We start from the raw sequence: 25261 nt of genomic DNA on the forward strand, positions 1-25261 counted from the left end.
CCACGGTGCGAGCCGAGCGGCCCTCACCGGACCGGCTAGGCTGGCTGCACGGCGTCGGCGGCGAACACCTCGAACACGCCGGCTGCGCCCATGCCGCCGCCGATGCACATGCTCACGACGCCGTAGCCGCCGCCGCGGCGGGCCAGCTCGGATACGAGGCTGACGGTAAGCTTGGCGCCGGTGCAGCCGAGGGGGTGGCCAAGCGCAATTGCGCCGCCGTTAACGTTGACTTTGCTCTCATCCAGCTCCAGCGCCTGAATAATGTGCAGGCATTGGGAAGCAAAGGCTTCGTTAATCTCGAACGCAGCCACCTGATCCAGATCAATGCCCGCCATGCGGAGCGCCTTCGGGATGGCTTCCACAGGCCCCACTCCCATAATTTCTGGCTCCACACCCGCTAGGGCAAAGGACCGGAAGGCCGCCAGCGGCCTTAGACCCAGCTCCTCCGCCTTCTCGCGGCTCATGACCGCCACCGCCGCAGCGCCGTCGCTCGTCTGCGATGCATTGCCCGCGGTCACCGTCCCGCCGAGGGCGAAGGCCGGCTTCAGCCGGGCGAGCACATCGGTGGAAGTGTCCGGGCGGACACCTTCATCCATACGGAAGGTGAAGCTCGTGGCGCGCGGCTTGCCGCGCTCATCGGCTGCCGTGAGCGTGACGTCGAGCGGCACAATTTCCGCTTCGAATTTGCCACTGGCGATGGCAGCTGCTGCCTTGCGATGGCTGCTTGCTGCGAAGGCATCCTGCGCTTCGCGGGTAATCCCGAACCGCCGCGCCACCTCCTCAGCGGTATGCCCCATAGCCATATACACCTCGGGCATATCCTCGACGATGCCCGGGTGCGGTGCCGGCTTGAAGCCGGTCATAGGCACATGGCTCATGCTTTCCACGCCACCGGCCACGATGACATCGGCATAGCCCAGCATAATCCGCTCGGCTGCAAAAGCGATGGCCTGCAGGCCCGATGAGCAAAAACGGTTCACCGTCATCGCCGGAACGGTAACCGGATAATTCGCATACAAGGAAATAATGCGGGCCACGTTAAGCCCCTGTTCACCCTCCGGCATGGCGCAGCCCAGAATAACATCATCCACGTCCTCTTTTTGCAGCCCAGGAGCACGCTCGATGACGGCTTCCAGAACCGCCTTGCCAAGGTCCTCCACCCTCGTCTGGGCCAGGCTTCCCTTCTTGGCCCTGCCGACCGGCGTGCGGGCCAGTGATACGATGACCGCTTCTCTCATGCCATTCACCTCAACTTGAATTGTTGGATTGCCACACTCACTGGTTTTTTCGATAACGACCAGACCGGCCGCGATCAGCTCATACCGGTTGCCGAATCTCTCATTTGACGGCCCGCCCGCCAGGACCGGGCCCAGCCAATTCCCTAATTCCGCAGCGGCTTGCCCTTGGCCAGCATGTGCTGCATGCGCTGCTGCGTCTTGACCTCGCCCAGCAGGCTCAGGAACGCCTCGCGCTCCAGGTCGAGCAGATGCTGCTCGCTCACGACCGTTCCGGCTGGCACATCGCCGCCGGTGAGCACGTGGGCGAGCTTCTTCGCGATCAGATAGTCATGATCGCTAATATAACCGCCCTGCTTGAGCGAGAGCGCGCCCATCTGGAGCACCGCCCGGCCATCGCGGCCCGTGACGCGGATGCGGCCCGGATCACGCGGCGCATATCCGGCGCGATCCATCTCCAGCACAGCCTGCTTCGCTTCATAGATACGATAGTCCTGATTCATGACCACCGTATCCCCCGGCCGGCCATACCCCATCCGGATCGCGTCAGGCCCGCTTGTCGATGTTTTTGCCATCGCAATCATTTCAAAGACGCGATTGATCGCCGGCTGCAGATCGGCCTCCGGGTCCGGATGGCTGTCGCTGATCATCAGCGTCAGCTCCTTGCAGCCGCCGCCCGCCGGAATGAGGCCGACCCCTGTCTCGACCAGGCCGAAATACGTCTCAGCCGAGAAGATGATCCGGTCTGCCGGCAGGCAGGCTTCCACGCCCCCGCCCAGGGTCATCCGGTGCGGCGCGGCGACCACCGGCTTTTCCAGCTGCTTTAGCTTCATCATGCTGCCCTGGAACAGATGGATAATGTCATCCACCTCATCCCAATCTCCGCTCTGGGCCTCCATCAGCATCAGCATCAGATTTGCGCCCACACAGAAGTTGCGGCCTTCATTGGCTATGACCAGCCCGCGGTAATTGGCGCGCACCTCGTCCACGCTCTGTTGGATCATGACAAGAATGTCCGCTCCGATGGCATTGTTGGGTGAAGTGAATTCAAGACAAGCCACCTCATCCCCGAGGTCGATCAGATTGGCCCCGCTGTTGGCGCGAATGATGCGGTTTTGCTGTTTTAACAAGCTAAGCGATATCCGCTCCGGCTCTGTTTCAACACCGCGATAAGCTCCTTTATGATAGTGGAACAGCTGGCCCTCCTCCGTTTTGTAGAACGAGCGGTTTCCGGACGCAATCCATTCCTTCACCCATGCCGGCACCGTCAAGCCCTCGGCTTCCATCCGCTGCACCGACGCCGGCAGTCCGATCAGATCCCAGGTCTCGAACGGGCCCAGCTCCCAGTTGAAGCCCCATTTCATGGCATTATCGACATCCTGGACTGAATCGGCGATTTCGCCAAGCTTCTCGGCCGCGTAGACCAGCACCTGCTTCAGCACATGCCAGGCCAGCTCCGAATATCGGTCCGGGGTGCTGAGGAAGGCTTTGACCTTCTTCCGGGCCCCCTTTACGGCCTTGGCCGCTTCGAGCGATCCCGAGCTCACTTTGGCCACCGGATGATATTCCATGGAGTCCAGGTGAAGGGACAGAATCTGGCTCCCTTGCTCACCCTTGATTTTTTTGTAAAATCCCTGACCGGACTTCTCCCCGATCCAGCCCCGGGCGACAAGCTGCTCCATGACATGCGGAACCGCGAAGACCTCGCGCTCCTTCCCGGCTGGCGCCTGATCGTAGACGTTGCGGGCAACATGGCCGAAAGTGTCGATGCCCACAAGATCAAGCGTGCGGAAGGTCGCGCTCTTCGGCCGCCCCAGCACCGGTCCGGTCGCCGCATCCACCTCCTCGACCGTGTATCCGCCCCGGATCATTTCCTGCAGCGTCACGAGCAGGCCGTATGTGCCAATCCGGTTGGCGATGAAGTTTGGTGTATCCTTCGCCACCACCACCCCTTTGCCTAGACGCTTGGTACAGAACTGGACCATAAACGCTGTGATCTCAGGGTCGGTATCATAACCCGGAATAATCTCCAGCAGCTTCATATGCCTTGGCGGATTGAAGAAATGCGTTCCGAGAAAATGGCGCCGGAACTCCTCGCTGCAATCCTCGGCCATCGCATTTACGGAAATACCGGACGTGTTGGTACTGACGATTGCCCCTTCCTTGCGAACCGATTCGATCTGCTTCAGGATGCTTTTCTTAATATCCAGGCGCTCCGTGACGACCTCGATGATCCAATCGGCGTCCCTCAGCTGCGCCAGATGATCCTCCGTATTGCCAGGTGTAATTCTGGCGGCATCATCCGCCCGATACAGCGGTGCCGTGCTCGATTTCGGCAGAGCAGCTACAGCTTTTGCAGCCAGCCGGTTTCGGACCTGAGGATGCTCCAGTGTCAGGCCCTTCTGTTCCTCTTCGGGCGTCAGTGACGTTGGCACAATGTCGAGCAGCAGGCATGGAATGCCTGCATTAGCCAGATGGGCAGCGATGCCCGCTCCCATTACCCCGGAGCCGATCACGGCTGCTTTAGCGATGGTCCGGGTGGTCACCCCGGCACCCGCGGGCGTTCTTGCGATGGTTTTGTTCATTGCACGACAACCTCCTGTTCTTGAGTTTGAGACAGACCAAAGACCGATTCCTCCAAAATCTCCGCGATATCCCGCGTTCTGACGTGCTCCTCAACCTCCTTCAGCTTCGTGCCGTCCTCCAGCATCGTCAGACAGTAGGGGCAGGCGGAGCTGATCATCGTTGGCGATACGGCCAGCGCCTGCTCGGTTCGGGCCAGATTGACCCGCTTGCCCTCGTCTTCCTCCATCCACATCCGGCCGCCTCCCGCACCGCAGCACATGCCGTTCTCCCGGCTGCGCGCCATCTCCAGCAGCTCTACGCCAGGGATCGCGCGCAGCACATTGCGGGGCTGATCGTACACATCGTTGTAGCGCCCAAGGTAGCAGGAATCGTGGTATGTGATTTTTTCCCGGACCGGATGTGTTGGCACCAGCCGACCTTCCTTCAGCAGCTGATCCAGCAGTTCCGTGTGATGAATCACCTCGGCTTCCAGCCCGAAATCGGGGTATTCGTTCTTGAATATATTGAAGGTGTGCGGACAGGCGGTAACGATTTTGGTCACGTTGTATTTGCGGAAGATCTCGACGTTCTCCTGACACAATTGCTGAAACAGAAACTCGTTGCCGAGTCGGCGCGGCGTATCGCCGGAGTTCTTCTCCTCATTGCCGAGGATGGCGAAGTTGACATTTGCTTCGTTCATGAGCCGGACGAAGGCGCGGGTGATTTTGCGGCTGCGGTTATCGTAGGAGCCCATCGAGCCGACAAAGAACAGCACCTCAAAATCCGGGTTGTCCTTGACGGTGGGGATGCTCAAGTCCATCGTTCCTTCCGGATCGATCTCCTGCACCCATTTGCTCCGTTCCGAGCGGCTGATTCCCCACGGATTGCCCTGGCGCTCGATGTTCTGCATCGCCCGCTGGCCCTCCTGCGGCACGCTGCCCTCCATCAGGACGAGATGGCGGCGAAGGTCGACGATTTTGTCAACATGCTCGTTCGCCACAGGACACTGATCCTCACAATTCCGGCAAGTTGTACAGGCCCATATTTCCTCCTCGGTCATGACCCCCCCGATCAGCTGGACATCCCTCGGGCTTACACCTTCCACTTGATGCCAGGCGCGCTGCTGCACGGCCATCGTCGGCCCGATGTCTGTCATCCCCTCCCCCTTCCAGCCGACAAGCGCCAGATCCGTGGCAGCCATGCGGTGGACGCCCGGGGAACCGAATATGGCCTGCGGCATCCACGGGGATTTGGAGGTGAGGGCTGCGCCCTTCTCCGTAAGGTGATCGCGGAGTTTTACAATCATGTGCATGGGGGACAGCAGTTTACCGGTGCTGGAAGCCGGGCAGACGCTGGTGCATCTCCCGCATTCCACGCAGGCGTATAGATCAAGCAGCTGTTTTTGCGTAAAATGCTCAATCGTCCCCGTGCCGAACGACTCTGCCTCCTCATCCTCCAGATCCAGCTTGCTGAGCTTGCTCGGAGGGTCGGTGCGGCGGACCAGAATGTTGACTGGCGCGGTAATGAGATGAAAATGCTTCGACTGAGGTACGTACACCAGAAACGAGAGCAAAATCAGCAGATGAACCCACCAGAACCCATAATAAGCAGCCGCAACAGCCGCCTCCGGCATCCAGGCGAACCCGGCGGCAATGCTCGAAGATACCGGAGCCAAGGCCGACCACGGATGCCCTTCATGCAATCGCTCAAAAGCCATCGTCAGCAGCACCGACACCATCAGCGAGGTGATAAAATAGACCACAACGCTCGGCTTCCACCCCCGTTTCAGCCGTTTCAGCTTCTCGCCATAGCGGCGGTAGGCGGCATATCCGATGGCTGCCAGAATGAGCACCACGGTGATCTCCTGCATCAGAATAAAAGCTTCGTACCCCGGAATCGGCAGCGCATGCCCGCTTAATCCTTTCCAGATGATGTCCAGCGCCCCGAATTGCAAAATAATAAATCCATAAAACACAATGAAGTGCATGACCCCGCTCCTGCGGTCTTTCAACAGCTTGCTCTGGCCGAACACCTGAATGGCAAACTGGGACAGACGTGCTTTCAGCTCCCTTGTCAGCCGAACCGGCTTTCCCAGCCGAATGTACAAGTACCGGCGGTAAACCACGGCGGCAAACATATAGACCGCCCAGCCCGTAATTCCGACAAAGAGCAGGGCGTTGATCCATTGCAGTAACATAGCTTCTCAGCTCCTTGCGTTAATTTCCTCCTCTTCACCTGAGTGTGAACGGTTGAATGGTTTTACTGATCAATAGACATGGTGCAGGTGCTGTTGTTCCGGTTGTCATCGGCATTTCACTCCTTCCGGCATGTGCGGGATGTCCAATATTGTAACAACCACCATATTAAGCGCTTACATATAAGGAGCATGATTAGACCTTCCATGATCGCCCTGTGCGGTACCTGCGATGTCAGCTAAACGTCTGTCCTAGCGGAGTACGGATACTGCATGCTGCTTGCTGCTTGCTGAGCTCTCTGCCGGAGCACCATTCACAACGTGCTTAAAATGCTGCGTACTTCTACTGTACGCCGTTGTACTGAGTGCTGAGTACTGAGTGCTGAGTGCTGAGTACTGAGTGCTGAGTCCTAAAGCTAGGCTGAGCCCAGACACGGAGTCCCGTACTCGTTGCTGTTCCGGGCTGCTGTCACCGTTTCCGACTCCTCTCGCTGCCGAGCTCAGCAGTACACTGCCATCTTGATATTGCGATATGAAGGTCTATGTTATTCGATCCCAGAGGATGCCTGCTGCTCCATTTACGCCCGCTTGATCCTGGTTGGGCACAACCCGCCGTTGACAATGACCTGAACGTATTTTATGATGGAAAGCAAGAAATGAATGAGTATTCATTCATAATTTTAACTGTATTCTAACACCGGGGTGAACATATGACAAGTAAAAAAAATGAGAAGTATCACATGATCCTCCAGGGCGCCCTGAAAGTATTCGCCGAGAATGGCTACCATCGCTCACAGGTTTCCAAGATCGCCAAGGCGGCCGGTGTCGCAGACGGCACCATCTATCTGTATTTCAAACGGAAAGAGGATATTCTGATCCGCCTGTTCCAGGAGAAGCTCGGCGAGCTGGTCGGAAAGTTCCACGCCAGCGTGGAAGGAACATCCGGCGCAGTCGAGGCGCTTCGGACCGTGTGCAGCATTCACTTCTCGGAGCTGGAGAGCAATCCCGAGCTGGCTTACGTGACACAGATCGAGCTCCGGCAGAGCGACCTGGAGCTGCGCAAGGAAATTGGCAGTGCCTTGAAGCCATATATTGTGTTGATCGAGAATATTTTGGAACAGGGCATTCGGGAGCAGACCTTTCGTTCTGACCTGAACGTCAAGCTGGTGCGCAACCTCATTTTCGGTGCGATGGACGAAGCGGTAACCTCCTGGCTCATATCGGGACGCAAGTATTCCCTGTCCGAGCAGGTGGAGGAGACGCTGGAGTTTTTTCTGAATGGTGTGTCCAGCAGGAAATAACGCACGGCCTGCTGATTTTCATATTGATGAAGGCACCACTCGAAAGGAGAGCTGAACCGATGAAGATTGTTGTTCTGCTGAAACAAACGTTTGATACGGAGGAGAGAATTGAGATCGATAACGGATCTATTGCCGAAGACGGTGTCAAATTCGTCATCAACCCGTACGACGAGTATGCCGTGGAAGAAGCCGTCAAGCTTCGTGATGAAGCTGGCGGCAGCGTAACGCTCCTCTCCGTCGGGCCCGATCGGACGGTAGAGGCATTGCGGACCGCGCTGGCCATGGGTGCGGACGATGCCGTCCTGATCTCCGATGCGCGCATCCCCGATGACGAGCATGCGGTATCGAAAGTGCTCCATGCCTACCTGGCAACAGCCGCACCGGACCTGATCCTCGGCGGCAACTTCTCGGTGGACCGCGGCTCGGGCCAGGTGGCAATCCGGCTGGCACAGCTGCTCGGATTCGCTCATGCCGGCTCGATCACCAAGCTTGCGATCCGCGGCACGACCGCCGAGGTGCACCGGGACGCCGAGGGCGATCTGGAGGTGCTGGAGGTTCAGCTGCCTGCGGTCTTTACCGCGCAGCAGGGCCTGAACGAGCCGCGCTATCCGTCCTTGCCCGGCATTATGAAAGCGAAGAAGAAGCCGCTGCAGACGCTTACGCTGGATGACCTCGGCCTGTCTGAGGACGATGTCCTCCCGGCTACACGGCGCAGCGACCTGTCGCTTCCGCCGGAGCGAAGCGCCGGCCGTATGCTGAAAGGCGAGCCGGCTGAGGTTGCGCGCGAGCTGGTCACCCTGCTGCGGACACAATCCAAGGTGATCTAGGGAGGACAGCGGGGTCTACACGCTAGCGCGGTTGTCTTTTTACCCGCTTATCCACGTATCCGCTGCCTGCTTGCCGGACCCTAATTCACTCATCCAGCAGCTTGCTTGTAGGGATCGCTGCTATTCTTGCTGGCTTATGCGCCATCTGGCAGCAACTGTTCACACGCAATTGCAATTGTATGCGGTTACATCTCTTGAGCCAGCTATCCTTTGTTTGGCTGTGTACTCTGATTGTATGGCCTACGGGATGTCCGTCATGCACGCTTTTCACCATGCTTTCACCCGCCCTCACGCCAGCCTGCCGCTTGTTTCACTGCTTCAAGATGTGGCATGGGGAAACGGTCTTTTCCAATCTCGATAGGAACCTAAGGAGGTAATGTGATGAGCAAAACGATATTGGTATATGCGGAGAACCGCGACGGGAAGCTGCGTCAGGTCGCGCTGGAAACGCTGGGAGCTGCCCGCCGGATCGCCGCAGACGGAGACAGCATCCGCCTCGTGGTCATCGGCTCGAATGTCACGGAGGCCGTGACCGCGCTGAAGCCGTATGGCGCGGAGACCATATACACCGTGGAGCATGACGACCTGGAGCACTATAATCCGGACGCCTATGTCGCTGCCATAGCTGCTGTGCTGAACGAAGCCAAGCCGGATGCCGTGCTGTTCGGGCACACGGCGATTGGCCGCGATCTAGCCCCGCTCATAGCGGCGTCGCTTGGCGCAGGCCAAATCTCGGATGTCACCACCATCGAAAGCGAGGACGGTCAGGTGGTGTTCACGCGCCCGCTCTATGCTGGCAAGGCCTTTGAGAAGCGCGTGTTCGAGAACGGCCCCTGGGTCGTCACCGTTCGCCCGAACAACATTCCACCAGCCGAACCGTCCGGCAGCGGCGACCCTGCGATTGAGGACGTGGCATACCCCACACCCTCCCTTCGCGCCGTAATCAAGGAGGTCGTCCGGAACACCACAGGCACAATCGACCTCTCCGAAGCCAAGGTTGTCGTCTCGGGCGGCCGGGGCGTAAAGAGCGCGGAAGGCTTCAAGCCGCTGGAGGAGCTGGCCGACCTGCTTGGCGGAGCCGTTGGCGCTTCCCGCGGCGCATGCGATGCCGGATACTGTGATTATGCTCTTCAAATCGGCCAGACAGGCAAAGTGGTAACGCCAGAAATTTATATCGCCTGCGGCATCAGCGGGGCCATCCAGCACTTGGCCGGCATGAGCCAATCGCGGGTCATTATCGCGATTAACAAAGATCCCGAAGCGCCGATCTTCAAGGTGGCCGATTACGGCATCGTCGGCGACCTGTTCGACATCGTGCCGCTGCTGACCGAGGAATTCCGCAAGGTGCTGGTGTCTTAGTCAGCCCGCTGTCTATTCCCACACCTGACGATTTCCTCCCGGATACGGCCGGGCGTTGTATGATCGACTGCGCCCCACTGTCATTATGCGCATAGGCAACTCATAAAGGGCAGCTCCCGTATATCCGATGTGGCCGCGGATGTCGGGGGCTGTCTCTCGTTGTGATGTCATAAATTTTACATATAGAGGGAATCTTCTAGCAAGAGGTTTAACATAAGGCGAGTAGTATAATAACAGGGCTATCCTAGTATGAAGGGGCAGATACTGACCTTATCATGACATATTTTTCTATATATTGTATAATCATTCAGTGATATCACAACATCTTGTTAGGAGTGGCTTATTTGAAATCGATATGTGTATTTGCAGGTTCCAATCCGGGCGAGCACCCGGATTATAAAGCAACAGCAGCTGAGCTTGGCGAGCTGATTGCCCGCCGCGGATACCGGCTCGTGTACGGCGGATCGCGCGTCGGATTGATGGGGGAGGTTGCCAACACGGTTCTTGCCCTTGGCGGTGAAGTGATCGGTGTCATGCCCCGGGGGCTGTTCCGGGGGGGAAATCGTACATAACGGCTTGACCCAGCTTATCGAAGTGGAAGATATGCATGAGCGCAAGGCCACGATGGGCAAATATGCGGACGGATTCATCGCCCTTCCCGGCGGCTTCGGCACCTATGAAGAGCTGTTCGAGGTATTATGCTGGTCCCAAATCGGGATTCATCATAAGCCGATCGGACTGCTGAATGTCCGCGGCTATTATGAGCCGCTGATGAATCTTATCCAATACAGCATTACAGAAGGCTTCGTCAATGCCTCGCATTTAAATCTCATCAACATATCCGAAGACCCTTTGAAACTGCTGGAGTTGATGAAGAGCTACACGCCCCCAACGCTGGATATGAAATGGAAGGAGCTTGACTAAACGAAGAGGTCCCTATCGGGGCCTCTCGACATTTCAAACGGACAGGAAGCGAGCCAACTATCCTCAAGCTCGCACACGCACGGTTCAGCAACACCATCGTTACTCCGGCCCCCAAGTGTCAAGAATCCCGCTAGCGGAAACGACTCATGCTCCAAAACCCGGCTTATCTCGTAGGCCTGTGACCATTTTTTAAGGTATAATCGGACTATAACTTTCATAACTGAACAACCTTAAAAGGAGAGTCATCCTATGCTGCCTTACCCTGCCGCTACGACGAGAGAAGCTAAGATGGAAATCATTGATCGCGTAACACAACGGCTGCTTGATCTATACGGAGACGATATTCTGGCCATTGGCCTGTACGGCTCGGTCGCGCAAGGAATTGACGGGCCTTATTCTGACATTGAACTTCGTGTGATCACGAAGGACGGGGTCTCCCTTCCCGGCCACGAATTTATCTATCATCCATTCAAAATCGAAATCGGCATGAAGCAGAAGCACGAAGCATGGCGATCCGCTTCAGCGGTCGACGATGCGTGGGCCATCAAGGCCGGCGCTTATGTTCACCTGCAGGCCCTTTATGATCCGCAGCATCTGCTGGACGAGCTTCGCGCGCTGCCGCTGCAAGCCTCCGATGAAGCCATCCGGGATGTGATGCGAGAGTTCATGATTTGGGAAGCGTATGAAACGATGGGCAAAATCCGCAACAGCAAGCAAGCGGGCAACTACAGCTACCTCCCCCTCGGGGCCAAGGATCTGGCCTGGCAAAGCGCCAAGCTGATCGGCCTCGCGAACAGAGCCTTCTACAATACGAGAGCACGGACATTCGAGGAGTCGCTTCAGATGCCGTCAAGGCCTGCCGGATACGAGGAACTGGTCGAGCTTGTGATGAGCGGGCAGCTGCATGATGCGGAGCTGGTATATGCACGCTGCGAACAGATATGGACAGGACTGAACGAGTGGTATGAAGAGCTCGGTATCGAATACAGGGTGAAGGAGCTTCCTTTTTAACCCCCCATGCAACTGAGCGTCATCGGAACCCGTACATAGCCAATATAATATATAAAAGAGGTTAGTCACCCATGCTATCAGCCATTATCATTTTGTGTACGATCATGTTCATCCTTGTGGCCGCGAGCTTTTACTTCTATCAAGTTGGCGTTGCCCGCGCGGAGAAGGACTTTCTGGAAGGAAACCCGGACCTTGCGGCGAATGCAGATGTCGAGGACCCCTTCGCGGGCAGCAAGGAATGGTGGAGCGCGCAGCGCTTCGAGAGCTGGAGTCAGGTCTCCGAGGATGGACTGAAGCTCCATGCATACTACCTGCCGGCGAAGACGGGCACCGACAGAACCGTCATTCTTGCCCACGGGTACTCGGGCCATGCTGAACAGATGAGCAGCTTTGCCCAAATCTATCATGAGGATTTCGGCTACAACGTGCTGTTGCCCGATGCCCGGGGGCACGGCCTGAGCGAAGGCCATTACATCGGCTTTGGCTGGCCGGAACGAAAGGATATCGTCAAGTGGATTCGGCTGGTCATGGAGCGAACCGGAGCGAATGCACAGATCGTCCTGCACGGGGTGTCGATGGGCGCGGCGACCGTTATGATGGCCAGCGGCGAGCCGCTCCCGCCGAATGTCAAAGCGATCATCGAAGACTGCGGATACACTTCCGTCCGAGATCAGCTGCGCTATCAGCTGAAAAGAATGTACCGGCTACCTGCATTCCCTCTCCTTCAGACGACCAGCCTGCTTACCAAGCTGAGGGCCGGGTACTTCTTCGGGGAGGCCTCCGCCCTGACTCAGGTTCGGCAGTCCAAGACGCCGATCCTGTTCATCCACGGCAGCGGTGACCTGTTCGTCCCTGTCGATATGGGTTATGAATTATATGAGAACGGACCGGCGGAGAAGCGGCTGTTCATCGTACCGGATGCCGGTCATGCGAAGGCGCTGTCGTTCGATCCGGAAGGGTACCAACGAGAGATCGCCGAATTCCTTTCAGCCTATGTATCCACTCGCCCGCAAGAAGCTGAGGAGGCAGGCAATAACTCCCGCAAGCATGCCGTGCAGGTTCAGGGCGCGGGCAGCTAAGTACAGCACTAGATTTCCAAACCAATCCGTTACGCAGCTAGGGACAGCGCATAGGTTTCAACCTCAGACAAGGGCCTCTGTCATCATCAGCAGGCCAAGTCACACGGTTAGAGGAGGGAGAACGATGAATATCGGATCCGCAAGAGCCGCAGCAGCCGACTGGGTCATGCGCTATGCCGCAGGGAGCCCTGGATATGTGGGCGCTTATTTCAGCGGTTCTACCGTAGGTAAGCCGGATCATGACGAGCTTGCCCCGGCATCGGACATCGATGTGGTGATTGTCACCGATGAGGACAGTCCGAGGCTCAAGCCGGGAAAGCTGATTCACCAGGATGCGCTGCTGGAGGTGACCTATATGCCGTGGGAGAGCCTCGGCACACCGGAACGGGTTCTTGGTTCATATCATCTTGCAGGCAGCTTCCGGGTCGATTCTTTAATCTCCGATCCGTCAGGCCGGCTCCGCCGACTACAATCCGAGGTATCCCGTCAATTCGCCGATCGCACCTGGGTTGTCCGCCGCTGTGAGCATGTGCGGCAGCGAATCGTCGACGGCCTTCGCACCATAAACCCTGCATCTGCCTGGCATGAGCAGGTGACATCATGGCTGTTTCCGACCGGTGTCACGACCCATATGCTGCTCGTGGCGGCCTTACGCAACCCAACTGTCAGGCTTCGCTACACTGCCGTTCACGATGTGCTGAAGCAATACGGACATCCGGATCTGTACGAGGAGCTGCTGCAGCTTCTCGGCTGTGCACAGATGACGCCGGAGCAGGCATCGGGTCATCTGGACGGCTTGGCTCGTACCTTCGATGCTGCTGCCAAGGTTGCCAGCACTCCTTTCTTCTTCAGCAGCGACATCACGGCTGCGGCCAGACGTGTAGCCATTGACGGCAGCCAGGCGTTAATTCAGAGCGGCAGCCACCGGGAGGCTGTGTTCTGGATGACGGCCACCTATGCGCGCTGCCACTTCATTCTGGCAGCAGATGCCCCGCCGGAGATGCAGCAGGAGTACCTGCCGCTATTTGAGGATCTGACCCGCGAACTCGGTCTGTCTACAAGCAGCGATCTGCATGAGCGGGCCGCCGATGTGCTTCGTTATTTGCCGAAGCTCTGGAAGGTCACGATGGCGATTGTGGATGCCAACCCGGAAGTGAAGGGCAGCGGCCGCCTGTAGCGATTTCGTCCGGGTATGATGATCGGTAGCATGAACGATCGGCAGATACCTGAGATCACACGCGGCCTACGAGCCTCTGGCACTCGTAGTTTCCCGATTCAACAAGCACCTTAACCCCGTGATTCCCTATCACATAGAAAGAAACAAGCAGCCTCCCGACTACATGCCGGGAGGCTGTTTTGTGATGTTCGCTGCAGCACCAGGTATGCAATACGTGTCGTTGTCGCGAATCCTTCGGCACAGGCAACCTGCTTCTTCCCCTTATACTAGGACTTAAAATAGCCGAACGCATGTCACATTAGGCAGGCGATCATTCGTAGTAATACATGACTAGCGATTATAGGAGGTGAAACATTGTGGATGATCATCCATTGTCCCGGATCGTGGCGGACGTGCTTGGAGGAAAAGTTGATCAATATGAGATCATTATGCGCAAATACCAACGGAGCATTTTTCAATACTGTTATCATATGCTCGGGAACTATGCGGAAGCGGAGGATTGCAGTCAGGAGGTGTTTCTGAAGGCATATCGCTCCTTGAAAGCTTACAAGCAGGACATGCCGTTTGAAGCCTGGCTGTACACCATCGCAGGCAATCAATGCATTGACGTGCTCCGCAAACGGAAACTTTCACGCTACCTGCCCTTTCTGTATCAGAAAGACCAAGACAACACCCCTATCGATCAGCACATTGACGCCAAGTACTATCATCACTCCGTCGTTCAGGCGATGTCCAAGCTGTCGCCCGAGGAGCGAAGCCTGTTGATATTGCGATGTGTTGAAGAGAAGAGTTACCAAGAAATCAGCCTCATTATGCAGAAGAACAGCGCCAGCTTACGAAAGAAATATGAACGGTGCGCGGCTAAATTCCGCAAGTATTATACCCAGGTGAAAGGAGAAAAAAAGTCCCATGAAGATACCCAGCGATCAGGAACTGAGAAACATCATCCAGCAGGCTTCCCCGCCAGAGCCCGACTTCACCCGTCAGGTCATGAACAAGCTCCAGACCGGGCATAAACCTAAGGAGAGATTTTATATGAAATATAAAGTGGGGTTGCTGGCCCTTGCAGGCATGCTGCTTACGGCTTCTACCGGCTTTGCGGCGATTCAGTACTATACGCTGCAGAATGAAAAAGGCGAGACGGTATACGAAGAGAAGAATGCGCAAGATTTCCCTGAGAGACCTCAGGTGACCGAGGAAGAGTATAAACGGGTTCATATCTCCAACAAGGTATGGACAGATGAGATTGGACCAGGGGAAGCCGCCGCGATCTATGTTGTTCCCCATAATCCCGATCAGAAAATCGATATACGTGCAAATCCGCTTGACGTCAATAATTTAGCCGATCTTCGTTCCATGATTAAAGACCCTTCGGTCACCATACCGGATGAGCTGACAGGCAGCTATACGTTTGAGACGGGCAGTATTCAAATGTTCATGCAGAACGATATAACCCCGTTGACGGAAGAGGAACGAACAACGATCGCCAAACAGCTTCACGAAGAAGCCGTCGCCTCAGGCAAAGACTATGCCACGATGCCTGTCCCGCTGGCGGATACGTTCTGGAGAGTGACCAGCACCTACAAGAAAGGGGATCTCGGGGTTGATCTCCGGGTAGTCAACCTCGGTCCAGACGGTACGCTCACAACGTATTGGAATGATGAGACGCAAGTAACCAAGAAGAAATTGAATATCAACCAGGTGGAAGTTATCCAGACAAACTGGTTGTCATCGAACTCAGTATCTCTCGATTGGGTTGCGGAACTGCCGGACGGAACAAGACATGCCTATACCTTGGCCACACTGGATCAGCAGGTTACCGAGGACGAATTGATTCAGATCGCTGAAGCCTATATCAGAAAATGATCCCCTGATTACAAAAAAAGAAGCAGTCTCCGCTTGCTAACCGCAAGCCCTGGAGAACTGCTTCTTTATTATGTTGCAGAACAAGCCTTATGTCCCGCTCGGGTGCCGGTCATGTACACCCGAGCATCGCAGGCGTTTCCATTCACTTCGGAGCAAGCTCCGCAGCCTGGCGAAGCGCCTCCATCAGACTCTTCTCGTCCGCAATTCCCTTGCCGGCGATGTCAAATGCCGTACCGTGGTCCACACTCGTGCGGATAATCGGCAGGCCTACTGTAATGTTAACCCCTGCATCAAGGCCAAGCACCTTGACCGGTCCGTGCCCCTGGTCGTGATACATCGCGACCACGATATCGAAATCGCCGCGCACCGTCCGGAAGAAGAGTGTATCCGCAGGCAGCGGTCCTACGACGTTAATGCCCTCGGACTGTGCTTTCTCAACACCCGGAATAACCTTCTCTTCCTCTTCTCCGTAGCCGAACAGCCCATTCTCGCCCGCATGCGGGTTGATGCCGCATACCGCGATTTTCGGTTGCTGGATGCCCGCTTTTTGCAGCGTATCATGCGCAAGCTTGATCACATGGTAGACCCGCTCGGGGTGAATCATTTTCACCGCATCGATCAGTCCGACGTGCGTGGTGACATGGATGACCTTCAAATTCGGTGCCGACAGCATCATGGAGAAATCCTGCGTGCCGGTCAGATCCGCCAAAATCTCGGTATGGCCCGGATATTTATGGCCTCCCTTGTGCAGCGCTTCCTTGTTCAGCGGAGCCGTGCAGATCGCCTGAATCTTATTGTCCTTCGCTAGCGTAATCGCCGTCTCCAAATATTTAAATGCAGCATGTCCCGCCTCTGCGGACACCTGTCCTACCGGAAGATCTGCAGGCAGCAGATCCAGATCCAGCACATGGACTGTCCCTTGCTGATAGGATACCTGATCCAGCTGATCCACTGTGATGGTCTCAATGTTCAGCTCACTGCCTACGAACGCTTTGGCCCGCTCGAGAATTTTGCGGTCACCGATGACGAGCGGATTGCTGATCTGATACATTTCTTCATAACTCAAGCTTTTCAAAATAATTTCAGGACCCACGCCAGCCGCATCGCCCATCGTAATCCCGATCACGGGTTTATGGTTGCTCATACTCTCACCTTTTTCTGTTTTGTCATATATTTCAATGCATCCACCAAGGATTCATCATTTCCGAACCCGCCGGCCTTCGTAATCGCCCAGTAGCTTCCGCTCTCTCCATGAAGCCTTCCGAACGGCAGCCCCGGCTCCACTTCGGAGTACAGCTGCATCTCCCCGGATTCCAGCTCCGTGCAGACCGCTTTGGCCGTATCACCGCCGGTTAAGATCAGACCCTCGATCTCACCGGACGCCTTCAGCAGCGCTTTCGTAATCTGTCCAAGCCCGCTGGATATCGCTTCACTTACTTCATTCAGGGACAGGCCAAGCTCCGCCCCGACCTCTCTGCCAAGCACACGATTGCTTTCCGAGGCATCGACATACAGGACATAATAGTCCTTATCCGAATGGTTCAGCATCTCTTCAACATACGAAGCTGACGAACCGTTCTGCCGAATCAGCTCCTCCGGACTCACTTCCATGAAATGCGCCTGTTCCATCTCCTTCACCCGCTGAAGCTGGCCTCTTGTCGTCTGGGACAAGCTGCCGGACACAACAAGCGTCTTCTTCGTCAAGGCAACCTCTTCGTCTCCGCTGCCTGCTGGCGACAGCTGCAGCGCTTCCGGCAAATATTCTATCAATCCGGCCGAACCGGTCCACAGGATCTGTTTGTCCAGCTTGGCGAAGAAGGATGCGATCGCCACCAGTTCCTCCTCCGACTGGCTGTCGCAGACGAACCAGGTGCTGCCGTTCTCCAGCTCCGCTGTCACTCGGGCCCGGAGTTCACTTTCCGGCAAGCGCAGCATATCCGAGTCTATCAGACTTACCTTGCGATCGGCATCCGCCTGAAGCAGCTTCGGAATGTAGCTTTCCTGAACCGGCGTCTTCGGATCCCTCGCAAATTCCGTTTCTGTAATCAGCACGCCGCCGACATAATGATGTCCGTTCACCGTGGTGCGGTTCATCTTGGGAAAAGCGGGCGCAATCAGCACCAGATCCGGCTGGAACACCTGCTCCACCGCCAGCAGCTCTGCCGCCATGTTACCGCGAAGCGTGGAGTCCACCTTCTTGTATATATGCCGGGAGCCCCGATCCTTCAGGAAACGGGCGGCGCCAAGCGCCGCTTCATAGGCTTCCTCCCGGCTGCGGGCCCGGCTGTCCGTATCGACGACCAGCACATCGGAGACGGCGTCGGCCTTGGCATGACGGTAGTCAAAGACAACCGTCGAGCTCAGGCCCTTCTTCGCCAACTGTACACCCGAATCGTTGGCTCCCGTTAAATCATCTGCAATAATTCCGATTTGATTCATCACTGTTGATCACACCTTTTATGAGTCGGTCTCGGCTGTCTTAGCCTCAAATGAATACCCCTTCTTCTCCAGTCGTTTCACCAAAAATCCGACATAGATCGGCAGCAATATCGCCGAAGTAACCACCGATGCCGCAACCTGTACCGTCGCAATATCGGTGAACGCCGCGAAGGACGCGTTCGCTACCGCAATCGCCGCAGGCGTCGCTACCGCATTTCCTGCCGTCGAGCCTTCCGCTGCGCCGACAATCGGATTCCATTTCAGCGCCTTAAACACGAAGTAACCTGCAGTACCTGTTACGAATACAGTCAACAGACCCAGAATAATACCGGACAACCCGCCTTCGACAATCGCACCGAAATCAATGCCCATACCAAGCGCGAATGCAAAGAATGGAATCAGCATCGAGCTTCCTTTGTCCAGGAACTTGCGCATCTCTTCATCCAGATTCCCCAGCACCATACCGACAATAATCGGCAGCAGCACGGAGATGAAGGAAACGAAGGAGAACATTCCGTCCACAAAGCCCATCGCACCAAAGATCGACAAAGCTACCATCGTCAGAAACGGTCCGTCATTCAGCGCCAGCAGCGAGTATGCTGCACGGTCTTCCTTATTGCCATACTGACCGACCAGCGCCACGAACAATCCGCCGTTACTGTTGGTCATTGCCGCAATGACAGCGATCGGCGCAAGTCCGAGCCATAAGCCATTGTCTCCTGCGAACATATACGCGATGAGACCGAATATCGCACCGACAGCCCATTTGGTCACGAGCAGTGTGGCACCTTTTCCTACAGATACACCGAACGACTTCACATTAATCTGCGCTCCTGTGCAGAGCAAGAACAGGGCAATCAACGCGCTCGCACCGTTAACAAACAAAGCCTCGGTAAAATTCCCGATACGAAGCAGATCTGGAGCTAATGTATTGATCGTTGCTGCAATTAGCAACGGAACAACCATCATACCTCCAGGAATTCGTTCTAACGTCGCTTTAATCTTCATTATATTAACACTCCCCCACATATTGTTTCAATATGAAACACTTTTTCATTAGTTGAAATCGTTTACAGGGATTATTGTAAATGCTTACTTAAAATTTTGCAACATATTTTAAAATAATTGTTGCAATTTTAAACACTCGAATGTGCGAGATGTCCTAGACGGTATGATACCTGATGCAATGCACGCGTATATGCTTGGTAAGCGAAACGGGTATAATATTTTGTATGCGATATCCCTACCTTCCACTTTGCATGATTATCCCTTTCGTTCAGAAGACGGCCGAGAGGAACCCAGAGAAAAGAAAAGGCTAGAGCTAGAAACGGACGAATATAGATCGAGAAGAAATGAGCATTCCCTGGCAAAGCCCTTCTCCTTCCTAACCTGATCAAAGGGGATACGGTGGCAAGCGTTCGAAAAGCAAGCCTCAACAAGCAGCTGTACGCAGATCTGCCCGGAACTGATTTTCGCCTTTCTCAAAGGCGGAGTGATTGACATTACTAGTTGAAAGGAGATTATCAACTATGAAAATCATCGTGATTTCCGACACGCATCTGCCAACCAGAGCCCGCAGTCTTCCAGAACCTCTACTCAAAGTATTGCCCGGAGCTGACCTGATTCTGCATGCCGGTGACTGGTCCGACTGGAGCGTCTATGAGCTGCTTAGCCGCTACGCTCCCGTAACCGGAGTTGCCGGCAATACCGATCCGCCCGCGATCCGGGAGAAGCTCGGCCTGACCCGCATTGTAGAAGCCGATACATGCCGGATCGGGCTCGTGCATGGCCATATCGGCTCGCGTTCAACCGAGCAGAATGCCCGCAGCGCGTTTGATCAGCAGCCCGTGGACGCCATCGTGTTCGGCCACTCCCATATCCCGGTACACAAAAGGGTCGACGGCATACTCCTGTTCAACCCCGGCTCGCCCACGGACCGCCGGCGGCAGCCGAAGTTCTCCTTCGGCATTCTGACGACCGATAACGGGCAGCTGCAGGCAAGGCATGTGTTCTTTGACCGCAAGTAAACAGGCGGCTTCATGTGGCGGCATTCGGTGTAATGACGGCTGCCGCACGATAATCATCATCCGCTCAACGCAACAGGACCGGCTCATGCTGCGGGAGAGGCCCGGCAAGGAGGCCAACTGCCGCATGGGCCACCATACAAAAAAAGAAAGCTGAGCTTACTGCTTCAGCTTTCTCCATAACGTCGAGCGGTTAATCCCGAGCCTCTCCGCAACCCGCGTCTGATTGTCATTCTCTTCCTTCATAATGGCGTGGATGATCCGCTTTTCAATCTCATCAAGCGTTCCCTGCAGGAATTCCCGGGATTCGGGCACTTCTGCCTGCGCCGGTTTCTTCGCGAGCAGCCCGGCAATTTTCGCCTTGCCGATCACATACCCCTTCTCCCCGGTAACGGCATCCTTGAGCAGCGCCTTCAGCTCATCCACATTCCCCGGCCAATGATACGCCTCCAGCAGCGCCAGCGCCTCCTCCTTGATCTTGATGGGCGAAGTGCCCAGTGTTCCGTGGAAGGCGGCAATGTAATAGGTCGCCAGCGGCCTGATATCCTCCTTGCGCTCCTGCAGGGAGGGAATATGCACGCGGACACTTCGTTCATCGAACAGAAGCGGCCGGTAGGCCGGCGTTTCCTGTTCCAGTGCGAGCACATAAGTCCGGTGAGGATCATGCTGAGCTCCGAGCACCGACACCAGTCTGGATATGTCCTCAGGCGACAATTCATCCAGGCCGTTGATATAGACCGTTCTTACATCCGGATCCACGGCGTCCATCGCATCCAGCACATGCCGGGCCGTCAGATGCGCATAAAGCCCTTCCCCGGTATGCTTCTTATAATGGATATACTGCGATAGCAGCCGTTTCCCAGTTCCCGCTTCCCCGATCAGCACGAGACAGGTGCTGGACAGGTGACGCGCGATACCATCCAGTGTCTCACTCATCGATGGGCTCTTCGCCACAATCATCGGAAGCTGAGACACCGCCTCGATTCGCTCCCCGCTCAGGCCGGCGCGCTCCCGCAGCTCGGAGAAGGTGTACAGATCATACACTTGGCCCCGAACGACCTTCCGCACCCGCTTCTGCTTCAGCTTGCCTTGAGGTACCTCCCGGATTTCGGTGGCGCCCTGCGTTTCCGAATCCTGAAGGCCGCCGCCTCGCAGCTCGCTGACCGGAACGGGACATGCTGCAAAATCCGTCCAATGCTCGTATACCACTTGCCCTTGCGGGCCCAGCACGACAAAGTTCGAGGCTGTTTCCTGAAGCAGCGCATGCAGCAACGAAATTTCCTGCTGCTTGCTCTGATACAAGCGATAAGTGGATTTCACCTTCATGAACGCCTCGAATATCGCTTCGCGCCCGGACTGGATAAGAATGCCCTCCAGACTGTATCTCGCCGCTGCCTCGATCGTAACGACATCGCCCATGATCAGCTCATAACCGTTCATTTTCAGGTCTTTGACCAGCTCGTCCACTTCCTGCGCCTTCTCGATGGTAAACACCTCTACCCCGATGTCCAGCACGTCGGTAATCGCTTTGGCCCCCAGCGTAATGTTGGAGAAGCCAACAATCGCTTTTTTGCCTGGAAAATCATTGGCCAAGGTCAGCACCCGCAGCATATCGTACCCGGAAACATGCACATCAATGACCGGAATGCCTACCTCGGCTTCAATCAGCTTCGCCGTACCGCCCCGGCTAATAATGACATCATAGCCTTGGCGCTCACCTTCCTTCGCAACCGGAATCGCTTCCTGCAGGTTGCCAAGCTCAATATGAATGTCCAGATCCTGCTCCTCCTGCTGACATTCCTCAATCAGCGGAATCATTGCCGGATAAGGAGCTATAAACAATGTTTTAATCGTCATGATATATCCACCTATAAATTCATTAGACCTATTCCTTTATTCTAACGTTTCCGCCGCAAATAACCAACTGACCTTGTGAAAACGAAAAGGAGATTTCCAGAAAGTGATATGCTCCCCATACGGTAGACAGGTGAAATAATAAGACCTATTTTCCGGAAGGGGCCTCCGCCTCGCTGCATTCCTCCAATAGCAGGCACACAAAAAAGGCTGGACGGATAACTTTACGTTTTTTCGCCCAACCTTTTTATTTTAGAGACTTATTGGAATCAGACAGCTCCGACGATCATCCTTAAACGCCAGGAGTCAGGCGGTGCAGAAGGTAAGCGCACTCTTCGGCTCCATGCTGAAGCGCAGGCATTCCTCGCCTCTCACCTGCAGCGTCACGTTCTCGGCCTTATCGCTGTCGTTAAACAGCACGACCGCTACCGACCCGTCGGTGTTCTTGAAAGCGACGGATCGCACGAGTTCACCGCTGGTGGAAGCCACACGCACCGCTTTCGGGCGGATGCATTTGCTGAAATGAGCCAGGGCGTAATAATCCAGCGTATAGGTCAGATCCTTCGTTTGCTGATTGACCGTTACGATCCCGCGGCATGTGCTCGTTCCGAACCCGGGCACGGTTGGGCCATTCTGCTCATCCAGCGCCATATTCCATAACACCAAGGATTTGCTGTAGTTCCGCAAAATTTCGATTCCCGTGCGCATCACGTTGGAGAAGGCCTGCTCGAACGGCGGAATCCACTCCCCGCCGGACCCTTCTGTGAAATGCACCTCTTTGTCCGGGAAGGCTTCATACACCTGGGTCTGCGCTGAAGGTTTACCGCCATACCAATGCCAGGCCACACCGTCCACCTCTTCCCCCGCCTGCTCCAGCACTTCCAGCGGGTATTCCGGCTTATCCCAGTTATGATCATAGCAAAGGATCTTGGTGTGGATTCCATGCGCCCGGAACCGCGGCTTCAGATGATGCTTGATGAAATCCGCCTGCGCTGCCGGCAGCATAATCATCCCCGGATAGTGGCCCGGGGAATACAGAGCCTCGTTCTGCGGGGTAATCGCGTAGATCGACAGACCATGCTCCGCATAACCCTGAATATAGCGTACAAAATAATCCGCATACACCGAATAATATTCCTGCTTCAGCTCCCCGCCAATCATGGAGCCGCTCGTTTTCATCCAGCCTGGCGGACTCCATGGCGAAGCCATTAGCTTCAGGTCCGGATTCAGCTTCATCGCCTCTTGCAGCAGCGGAATGATGTCCGCTTCGTCATGCTCGATGGAGAATTGCTTCAGCTCCAGGTCTGTTTCCCCAGCAGGCAGATCATTATAACTGTAGAAATCGCGGGCATAGTCCGAGGCGCCCATCGGGTTGCGCAGAACGGACAGGCCGATGCCTTGCTTGGCATCAAACAGCTTAACCATAAGCTCTGCCCGCTGCTTTGAATCGAGCACCTGATAGATCAGGTAAGCTGCGGAGTCCGTGAAGGACGCGCCGAAGCCATCCATTTCCTGATAGGTCTGCGCTTCGTCCACAACGACCGTATGGGACTGTTCACCGGAAGCTTGGGGAGGAAGCTCATCCCTTGTCTTTTGTATGAACAGTTCATTCTCCCCGCTTGATTGATAGATGACGGTATCCAACATGTCATTCCCTCCAGATGTAATTTACTTCCTATCCTAACAAAGCTGACGAGCTCCTCTTATTGCAGGCCCAGCTTCTCCTTGTTCGCTTTCATTTTTTCGTTGCGAATCTCCAGAATTTTGTTCCAGTTATTATCTTCGATGAAGGCTTTGTATTCACTCAAAATATTGTTGAAATGGGCTTCGTCGCTGGCGCGAATCAAGCTTACAAGCGTGGTGTTCCACTTGGTATCGATCGTGCTGAGCGACCGCGCTTCCGGTGTGCCTTGAGCCGGGTTGATATTCTCCAGAATGAAATGCGGCTTCAGCTTGCCTTTGCCCCATTCCTGCATCTGCTTGATCGCATCCGGGAAGGCATCTCCGCTCAGCGCCTTGTGACGGTCGTGACCGAAGAACATGAATTCACCCATGCGGTAGTCTTTCTTGAATGCATCCGGGTTGTTCAGCTGAATCTCCTTCACCTCCGGCAGGAACTCTACCGTGCCGTCCGCGTTCACTTTATAGGTCTCGCCTTCGATGCCATAGTTCATCAGCATTTGGCCTTCCTCACTCAGAAGATAGGTGAAGAGCTGAATCGACTTGGCCGGGTCGGCGTTTGATTTCGTAATGAAGCTGATCATCCAGCCGGTAATTCCGGACTGGTTCAGGGTCGGTTCGTTGCCAACCGTGCTTTGCGGGCCGTCAATCGCGATATATTCCTTGCCGGGATTGTGGGTCATGAAGCTTTGCAGGTTGCCCCCCTGCTGCGGTGTACCGTCCAGCAGAATCGTAGCGTATTTGCCGGCCTTCACTTTTTCCTCAAATGCCGTGCCGTCATCCGCGAAGCTATCATCGCTGATGGCATCGCTGCGATATACTTCATTCAATGTTTTCAGCCAGGTAATGTAGTCTTCATCCAGATTGCGGTTATAGAAGTTGCCGTTCTCATCCTCAAGCGGCACACCGATGAAATCCTGAAGCACATCGCCCAGGGACCCGGTACCTTCACCGATCGAATTGAAGCCAAACGGAATCAGCTGCGGGAATTCACGCTTAATCTCGCTAAGCGTCTGTTTGAACTCCTCCGGCGTGCCCATGCTTGGCTTACCAAGCGCCTCGTACACGTCCTTGCGGATAATGAACGCTGTTTTGGCCGGAATGTTACCGCTGTCATAATCCTCCTGGGTATTGGAGTAGTTCGGGTAACCGTACGTCTTGCCATCCGATAGCTGGAACCAATTCAGCGTATCCTGCGCCGCTACCTGATTGAAATGCGGATCATATTTCTCAGCCAGATCGTTCAGCGGAAGCGCCCAGTTTGCCGCCTTCTGCACCACCGGAGAGTTGGAGTCAAAGGTTGTAATCAGGTCCGGCATATCGCCGCCAGCAAAAAACGTATTCAATTTCGTATCGTCGCCGGTAATGAATTTAATATCGATGTTCAGGTCTTCTTTAATTTTTTGGGTCACCACATCCTTGCCAAAATCGGTGTTCCACCAATCCGCATTCACATACCAGGTCAGCTCGGTGATCTCTTCCTTCGTATCCAGCTGCCAGGCCGGCGTGTTCGGGTCCGGTGTGTACCGGTCCTCAATCGAAATCCAGTTCTCTTTATTCGAATTGCTGTCACCGCCTGATCCGCAGCCCGTGACAACCAGCGCAAGTGTCAGTACGCCGGTGAATAGTCCCATCCCTTTTTTCCAAAACGCTTGTTTGTTGCCCATCTTCTTGTCCTCCTTTATAGTAGGTAAAGCGCTTACCTCAATTCGGGACATCGTGATTG

The 25261-nt window shown here is 55.4% G+C and carries 18 protein-coding genes and 1 pseudogene; 10 read left to right on the top strand and 9 right to left on the bottom strand.

Translation table 11 applies throughout. From position 1 onward, the window contains the following. Positions 1-35 precede the first annotated feature (35 nt). The 3 genes from MKX64_RS09030 to MKX64_RS09040 all read right to left on the bottom strand — a co-directional run bounded on the left by MKX64_RS09030 (position 36) and on the right by MKX64_RS09040 (position 5997). Complete coding sequence (locus MKX64_RS09030) at positions 36-1238, bottom strand: acetyl-CoA C-acyltransferase (protein ID WP_341035689.1); 1203 nt, start codon at positions 1236-1238, stop codon at positions 36-38. A 143-nt stretch (positions 1239-1381) separates the two neighbouring features. Beyond that, complete coding sequence (locus tag MKX64_RS09035) at positions 1382-3820, bottom strand: 3-hydroxyacyl-CoA dehydrogenase/enoyl-CoA hydratase family protein (RefSeq protein ID WP_095267758.1); 2439 nt, start codon at positions 3818-3820, stop codon at positions 1382-1384. Further along, positions 3817-5997 carry a (Fe-S)-binding protein gene (locus MKX64_RS09040; protein ID WP_095267757.1) on the bottom strand — a complete coding sequence of 727 codons (2181 nt, stop codon included), beginning with the start codon at positions 5995-5997 and terminating at the stop codon, positions 3817-3819. The genes MKX64_RS09035 and MKX64_RS09040 overlap by 4 nt, the downstream gene beginning before the upstream one ends. 707 nt (positions 5998-6704) lie before the next feature. On the opposite strand from MKX64_RS09040, the gene MKX64_RS09045 reads away from it, so the two are divergent. The 9 genes and pseudogenes from MKX64_RS09045 (at position 6705) to MKX64_RS09085 (ending at position 15538) form a co-directional block, all read left to right on the top strand. Continuing rightward, a complete protein-coding gene (locus tag MKX64_RS09045) occupies positions 6705-7295 on the top strand; it encodes a TetR/AcrR family transcriptional regulator (protein WP_095267756.1) in 591 nt (196 codons plus the stop codon). A gap of 59 nt (positions 7296-7354) precedes the next feature. Next, entirely contained in the window at positions 7355-8122 is a 768-nt protein-coding gene (locus tag MKX64_RS09050; protein WP_095267755.1) for an electron transfer flavoprotein subunit beta/FixA family protein, read from the top strand. 381 nt (positions 8123-8503) lie between these two features. Then, complete coding sequence (locus MKX64_RS09055; RefSeq protein ID WP_095267754.1) at positions 8504-9481, top strand: electron transfer flavoprotein subunit alpha/FixB family protein; 978 nt, start codon at positions 8504-8506, stop codon at positions 9479-9481. 344 nt (positions 9482-9825) lie between these two features. After that, a pseudogene (locus MKX64_RS09060) lies at positions 9826-10405 on the top strand (LOG family protein). A gap of 249 nt (positions 10406-10654) precedes the next feature. Next, the gene (locus tag MKX64_RS09065) at positions 10655-11416 is read left to right on the top strand and encodes a kanamycin nucleotidyltransferase C-terminal domain-containing protein (protein ID WP_095267751.1); all 762 of its coding nucleotides are present in this window, start codon (positions 10655-10657) and stop codon (positions 11414-11416) included. Positions 11417-11487: 71 nt separating this feature from the next. Beyond that, positions 11488-12495, top strand: a complete 1008-nt coding sequence (locus tag MKX64_RS09070; protein WP_095267750.1) for an alpha/beta hydrolase — start codon at positions 11488-11490, stop codon at positions 12493-12495. 124 nt (positions 12496-12619) lie between these two features. Next, on the top strand, positions 12620-13672 hold the full coding sequence (locus tag MKX64_RS09075) for a hypothetical protein (protein ID WP_341035690.1): 1053 nt from the start codon (positions 12620-12622) through the stop codon (positions 13670-13672). A 356-nt stretch (positions 13673-14028) separates the two neighbouring features. After that, positions 14029-14688, top strand: a complete 660-nt coding sequence (locus tag MKX64_RS09080; protein WP_244908310.1) for an RNA polymerase sigma factor — start codon at positions 14029-14031, stop codon at positions 14686-14688. A 19-nt stretch (positions 14689-14707) separates the two neighbouring features. Beyond that, the gene (locus MKX64_RS09085; protein ID WP_095267748.1) at positions 14708-15538 is read left to right on the top strand and encodes a DUF4367 domain-containing protein; all 831 of its coding nucleotides are present in this window, start codon (positions 14708-14710) and stop codon (positions 15536-15538) included. Positions 15539-15680: 142 nt separating this feature from the next. On the opposite strand, the gene pdxA is transcribed toward MKX64_RS09085, so the two are convergent. From pdxA to MKX64_RS09100, 3 genes are read right to left on the bottom strand one after another with little or no spacing between them, the layout of a single operon-like run. Continuing rightward, positions 15681-16682 carry a 4-hydroxythreonine-4-phosphate dehydrogenase PdxA gene (pdxA, locus tag MKX64_RS09090; protein WP_095399132.1) on the bottom strand — a complete coding sequence of 334 codons (1002 nt, stop codon included), beginning with the start codon at positions 16680-16682 and terminating at the stop codon, positions 15681-15683. After that, a complete protein-coding gene (locus MKX64_RS09095) occupies positions 16679-17977 on the bottom strand; it encodes a four-carbon acid sugar kinase family protein (protein ID WP_155618348.1) in 1299 nt (432 codons plus the stop codon). The genes pdxA and MKX64_RS09095 overlap by 4 nt, the downstream gene beginning before the upstream one ends. 18 nt (positions 17978-17995) lie before the next feature. After that, on the bottom strand, positions 17996-18985 hold the full coding sequence (locus tag MKX64_RS09100; protein ID WP_095267745.1) for a 2-keto-3-deoxygluconate permease: 990 nt from the start codon (positions 18983-18985) through the stop codon (positions 17996-17998). Between the two features lie 521 nt (positions 18986-19506). Between MKX64_RS09100 and MKX64_RS09105 the strand changes: the two genes are divergently transcribed. Next, positions 19507-20004: a metallophosphoesterase family protein gene (locus MKX64_RS09105; RefSeq protein WP_341035691.1), complete on the top strand. Its 498-nt coding sequence runs from the start codon at positions 19507-19509 to the stop codon at positions 20002-20004. A 156-nt stretch (positions 20005-20160) separates the two neighbouring features. Here MKX64_RS09105 and MKX64_RS09110 read toward each other — a convergent pair whose 3' ends face one another. The 3 genes from MKX64_RS09110 to MKX64_RS09120 form a co-directional block, all read right to left on the bottom strand. Then, the gene (locus MKX64_RS09110) at positions 20161-21858 is read right to left on the bottom strand and encodes a sigma-54-dependent transcriptional regulator (RefSeq protein ID WP_341035692.1); all 1698 of its coding nucleotides are present in this window, start codon (positions 21856-21858) and stop codon (positions 20161-20163) included. 303 nt (positions 21859-22161) lie between these two features. After that, entirely contained in the window at positions 22162-23502 is a 1341-nt protein-coding gene (locus MKX64_RS09115) for a glycoside hydrolase family 30 protein (protein WP_095267742.1), read from the bottom strand. 56 nt (positions 23503-23558) lie between these two features. Then, complete coding sequence (locus MKX64_RS09120) at positions 23559-25169, bottom strand: sugar ABC transporter substrate-binding protein (RefSeq protein WP_445670833.1); 1611 nt, start codon at positions 25167-25169, stop codon at positions 23559-23561. Positions 25170-25261 lie beyond the last annotated feature (92 nt).

The sequence above is a fragment of the Paenibacillus sp. FSL M8-0334 genome (assembly GCF_038000405.1).
GTDB lineage: Bacteria > Bacillota > Bacilli > Paenibacillales > Paenibacillaceae > Paenibacillus_AQ > Paenibacillus_AQ campinasensis.

Coding starts and splice junctions, on each gene's coding strand:
- MKX64_RS09030 (WP_341035689.1), bottom strand. CDS start 1,238: ATGAGAGAAGCGGTCATCGTATCACTGGCCCGCACGCCGGTCGGCAGG.
- MKX64_RS09035 (WP_095267758.1), bottom strand. CDS start 3,820: ATGAACAAAACCATCGCAAGAACGCCCGCGGGTGCCGGGGTGACCACC.
- MKX64_RS09040 (WP_095267757.1), bottom strand. CDS start 5,997: ATGTTACTGCAATGGATCAACGCCCTGCTCTTTGTCGGAATTACGGGC.
- MKX64_RS09045 (WP_095267756.1), top strand. CDS start 6,705: ATGACAAGTAAAAAAAATGAGAAGTATCACATGATCCTCCAGGGCGCC.
- MKX64_RS09050 (WP_095267755.1), top strand. CDS start 7,355: ATGAAGATTGTTGTTCTGCTGAAACAAACGTTTGATACGGAGGAGAGA.
- MKX64_RS09055 (WP_095267754.1), top strand. CDS start 8,504: ATGAGCAAAACGATATTGGTATATGCGGAGAACCGCGACGGGAAGCTG.
- MKX64_RS09065 (WP_095267751.1), top strand. CDS start 10,655: ATGCTGCCTTACCCTGCCGCTACGACGAGAGAAGCTAAGATGGAAATC.
- MKX64_RS09070 (WP_095267750.1), top strand. CDS start 11,488: ATGCTATCAGCCATTATCATTTTGTGTACGATCATGTTCATCCTTGTG.
- MKX64_RS09075 (WP_341035690.1), top strand. CDS start 12,620: ATGAATATCGGATCCGCAAGAGCCGCAGCAGCCGACTGGGTCATGCGC.
- MKX64_RS09085 (WP_095267748.1), top strand. CDS start 14,708: ATGAAATATAAAGTGGGGTTGCTGGCCCTTGCAGGCATGCTGCTTACG.
- pdxA (WP_095399132.1), bottom strand. CDS start 16,682: ATGAGCAACCATAAACCCGTGATCGGGATTACGATGGGCGATGCGGCT.
- MKX64_RS09095 (WP_155618348.1), bottom strand. CDS start 17,977: ATGAATCAAATCGGAATTATTGCAGATGATTTAACGGGAGCCAACGAT.
- MKX64_RS09100 (WP_095267745.1), bottom strand. CDS start 18,985: ATGAAGATTAAAGCGACGTTAGAACGAATTCCTGGAGGTATGATGGTT.
- MKX64_RS09105 (WP_341035691.1), top strand. CDS start 19,507: ATGAAAATCATCGTGATTTCCGACACGCATCTGCCAACCAGAGCCCGC.
- MKX64_RS09110 (WP_341035692.1), bottom strand. CDS start 21,858: ATGACGATTAAAACATTGTTTATAGCTCCTTATCCGGCAATGATTCCG.
- MKX64_RS09115 (WP_095267742.1), bottom strand. CDS start 23,502: ATGTTGGATACCGTCATCTATCAATCAAGCGGGGAGAATGAACTGTTC.
- MKX64_RS09120 (WP_445670833.1), bottom strand. CDS start 25,169: ATGGGACTATTCACCGGCGTACTGACACTTGCGCTGGTTGTCACGGGC.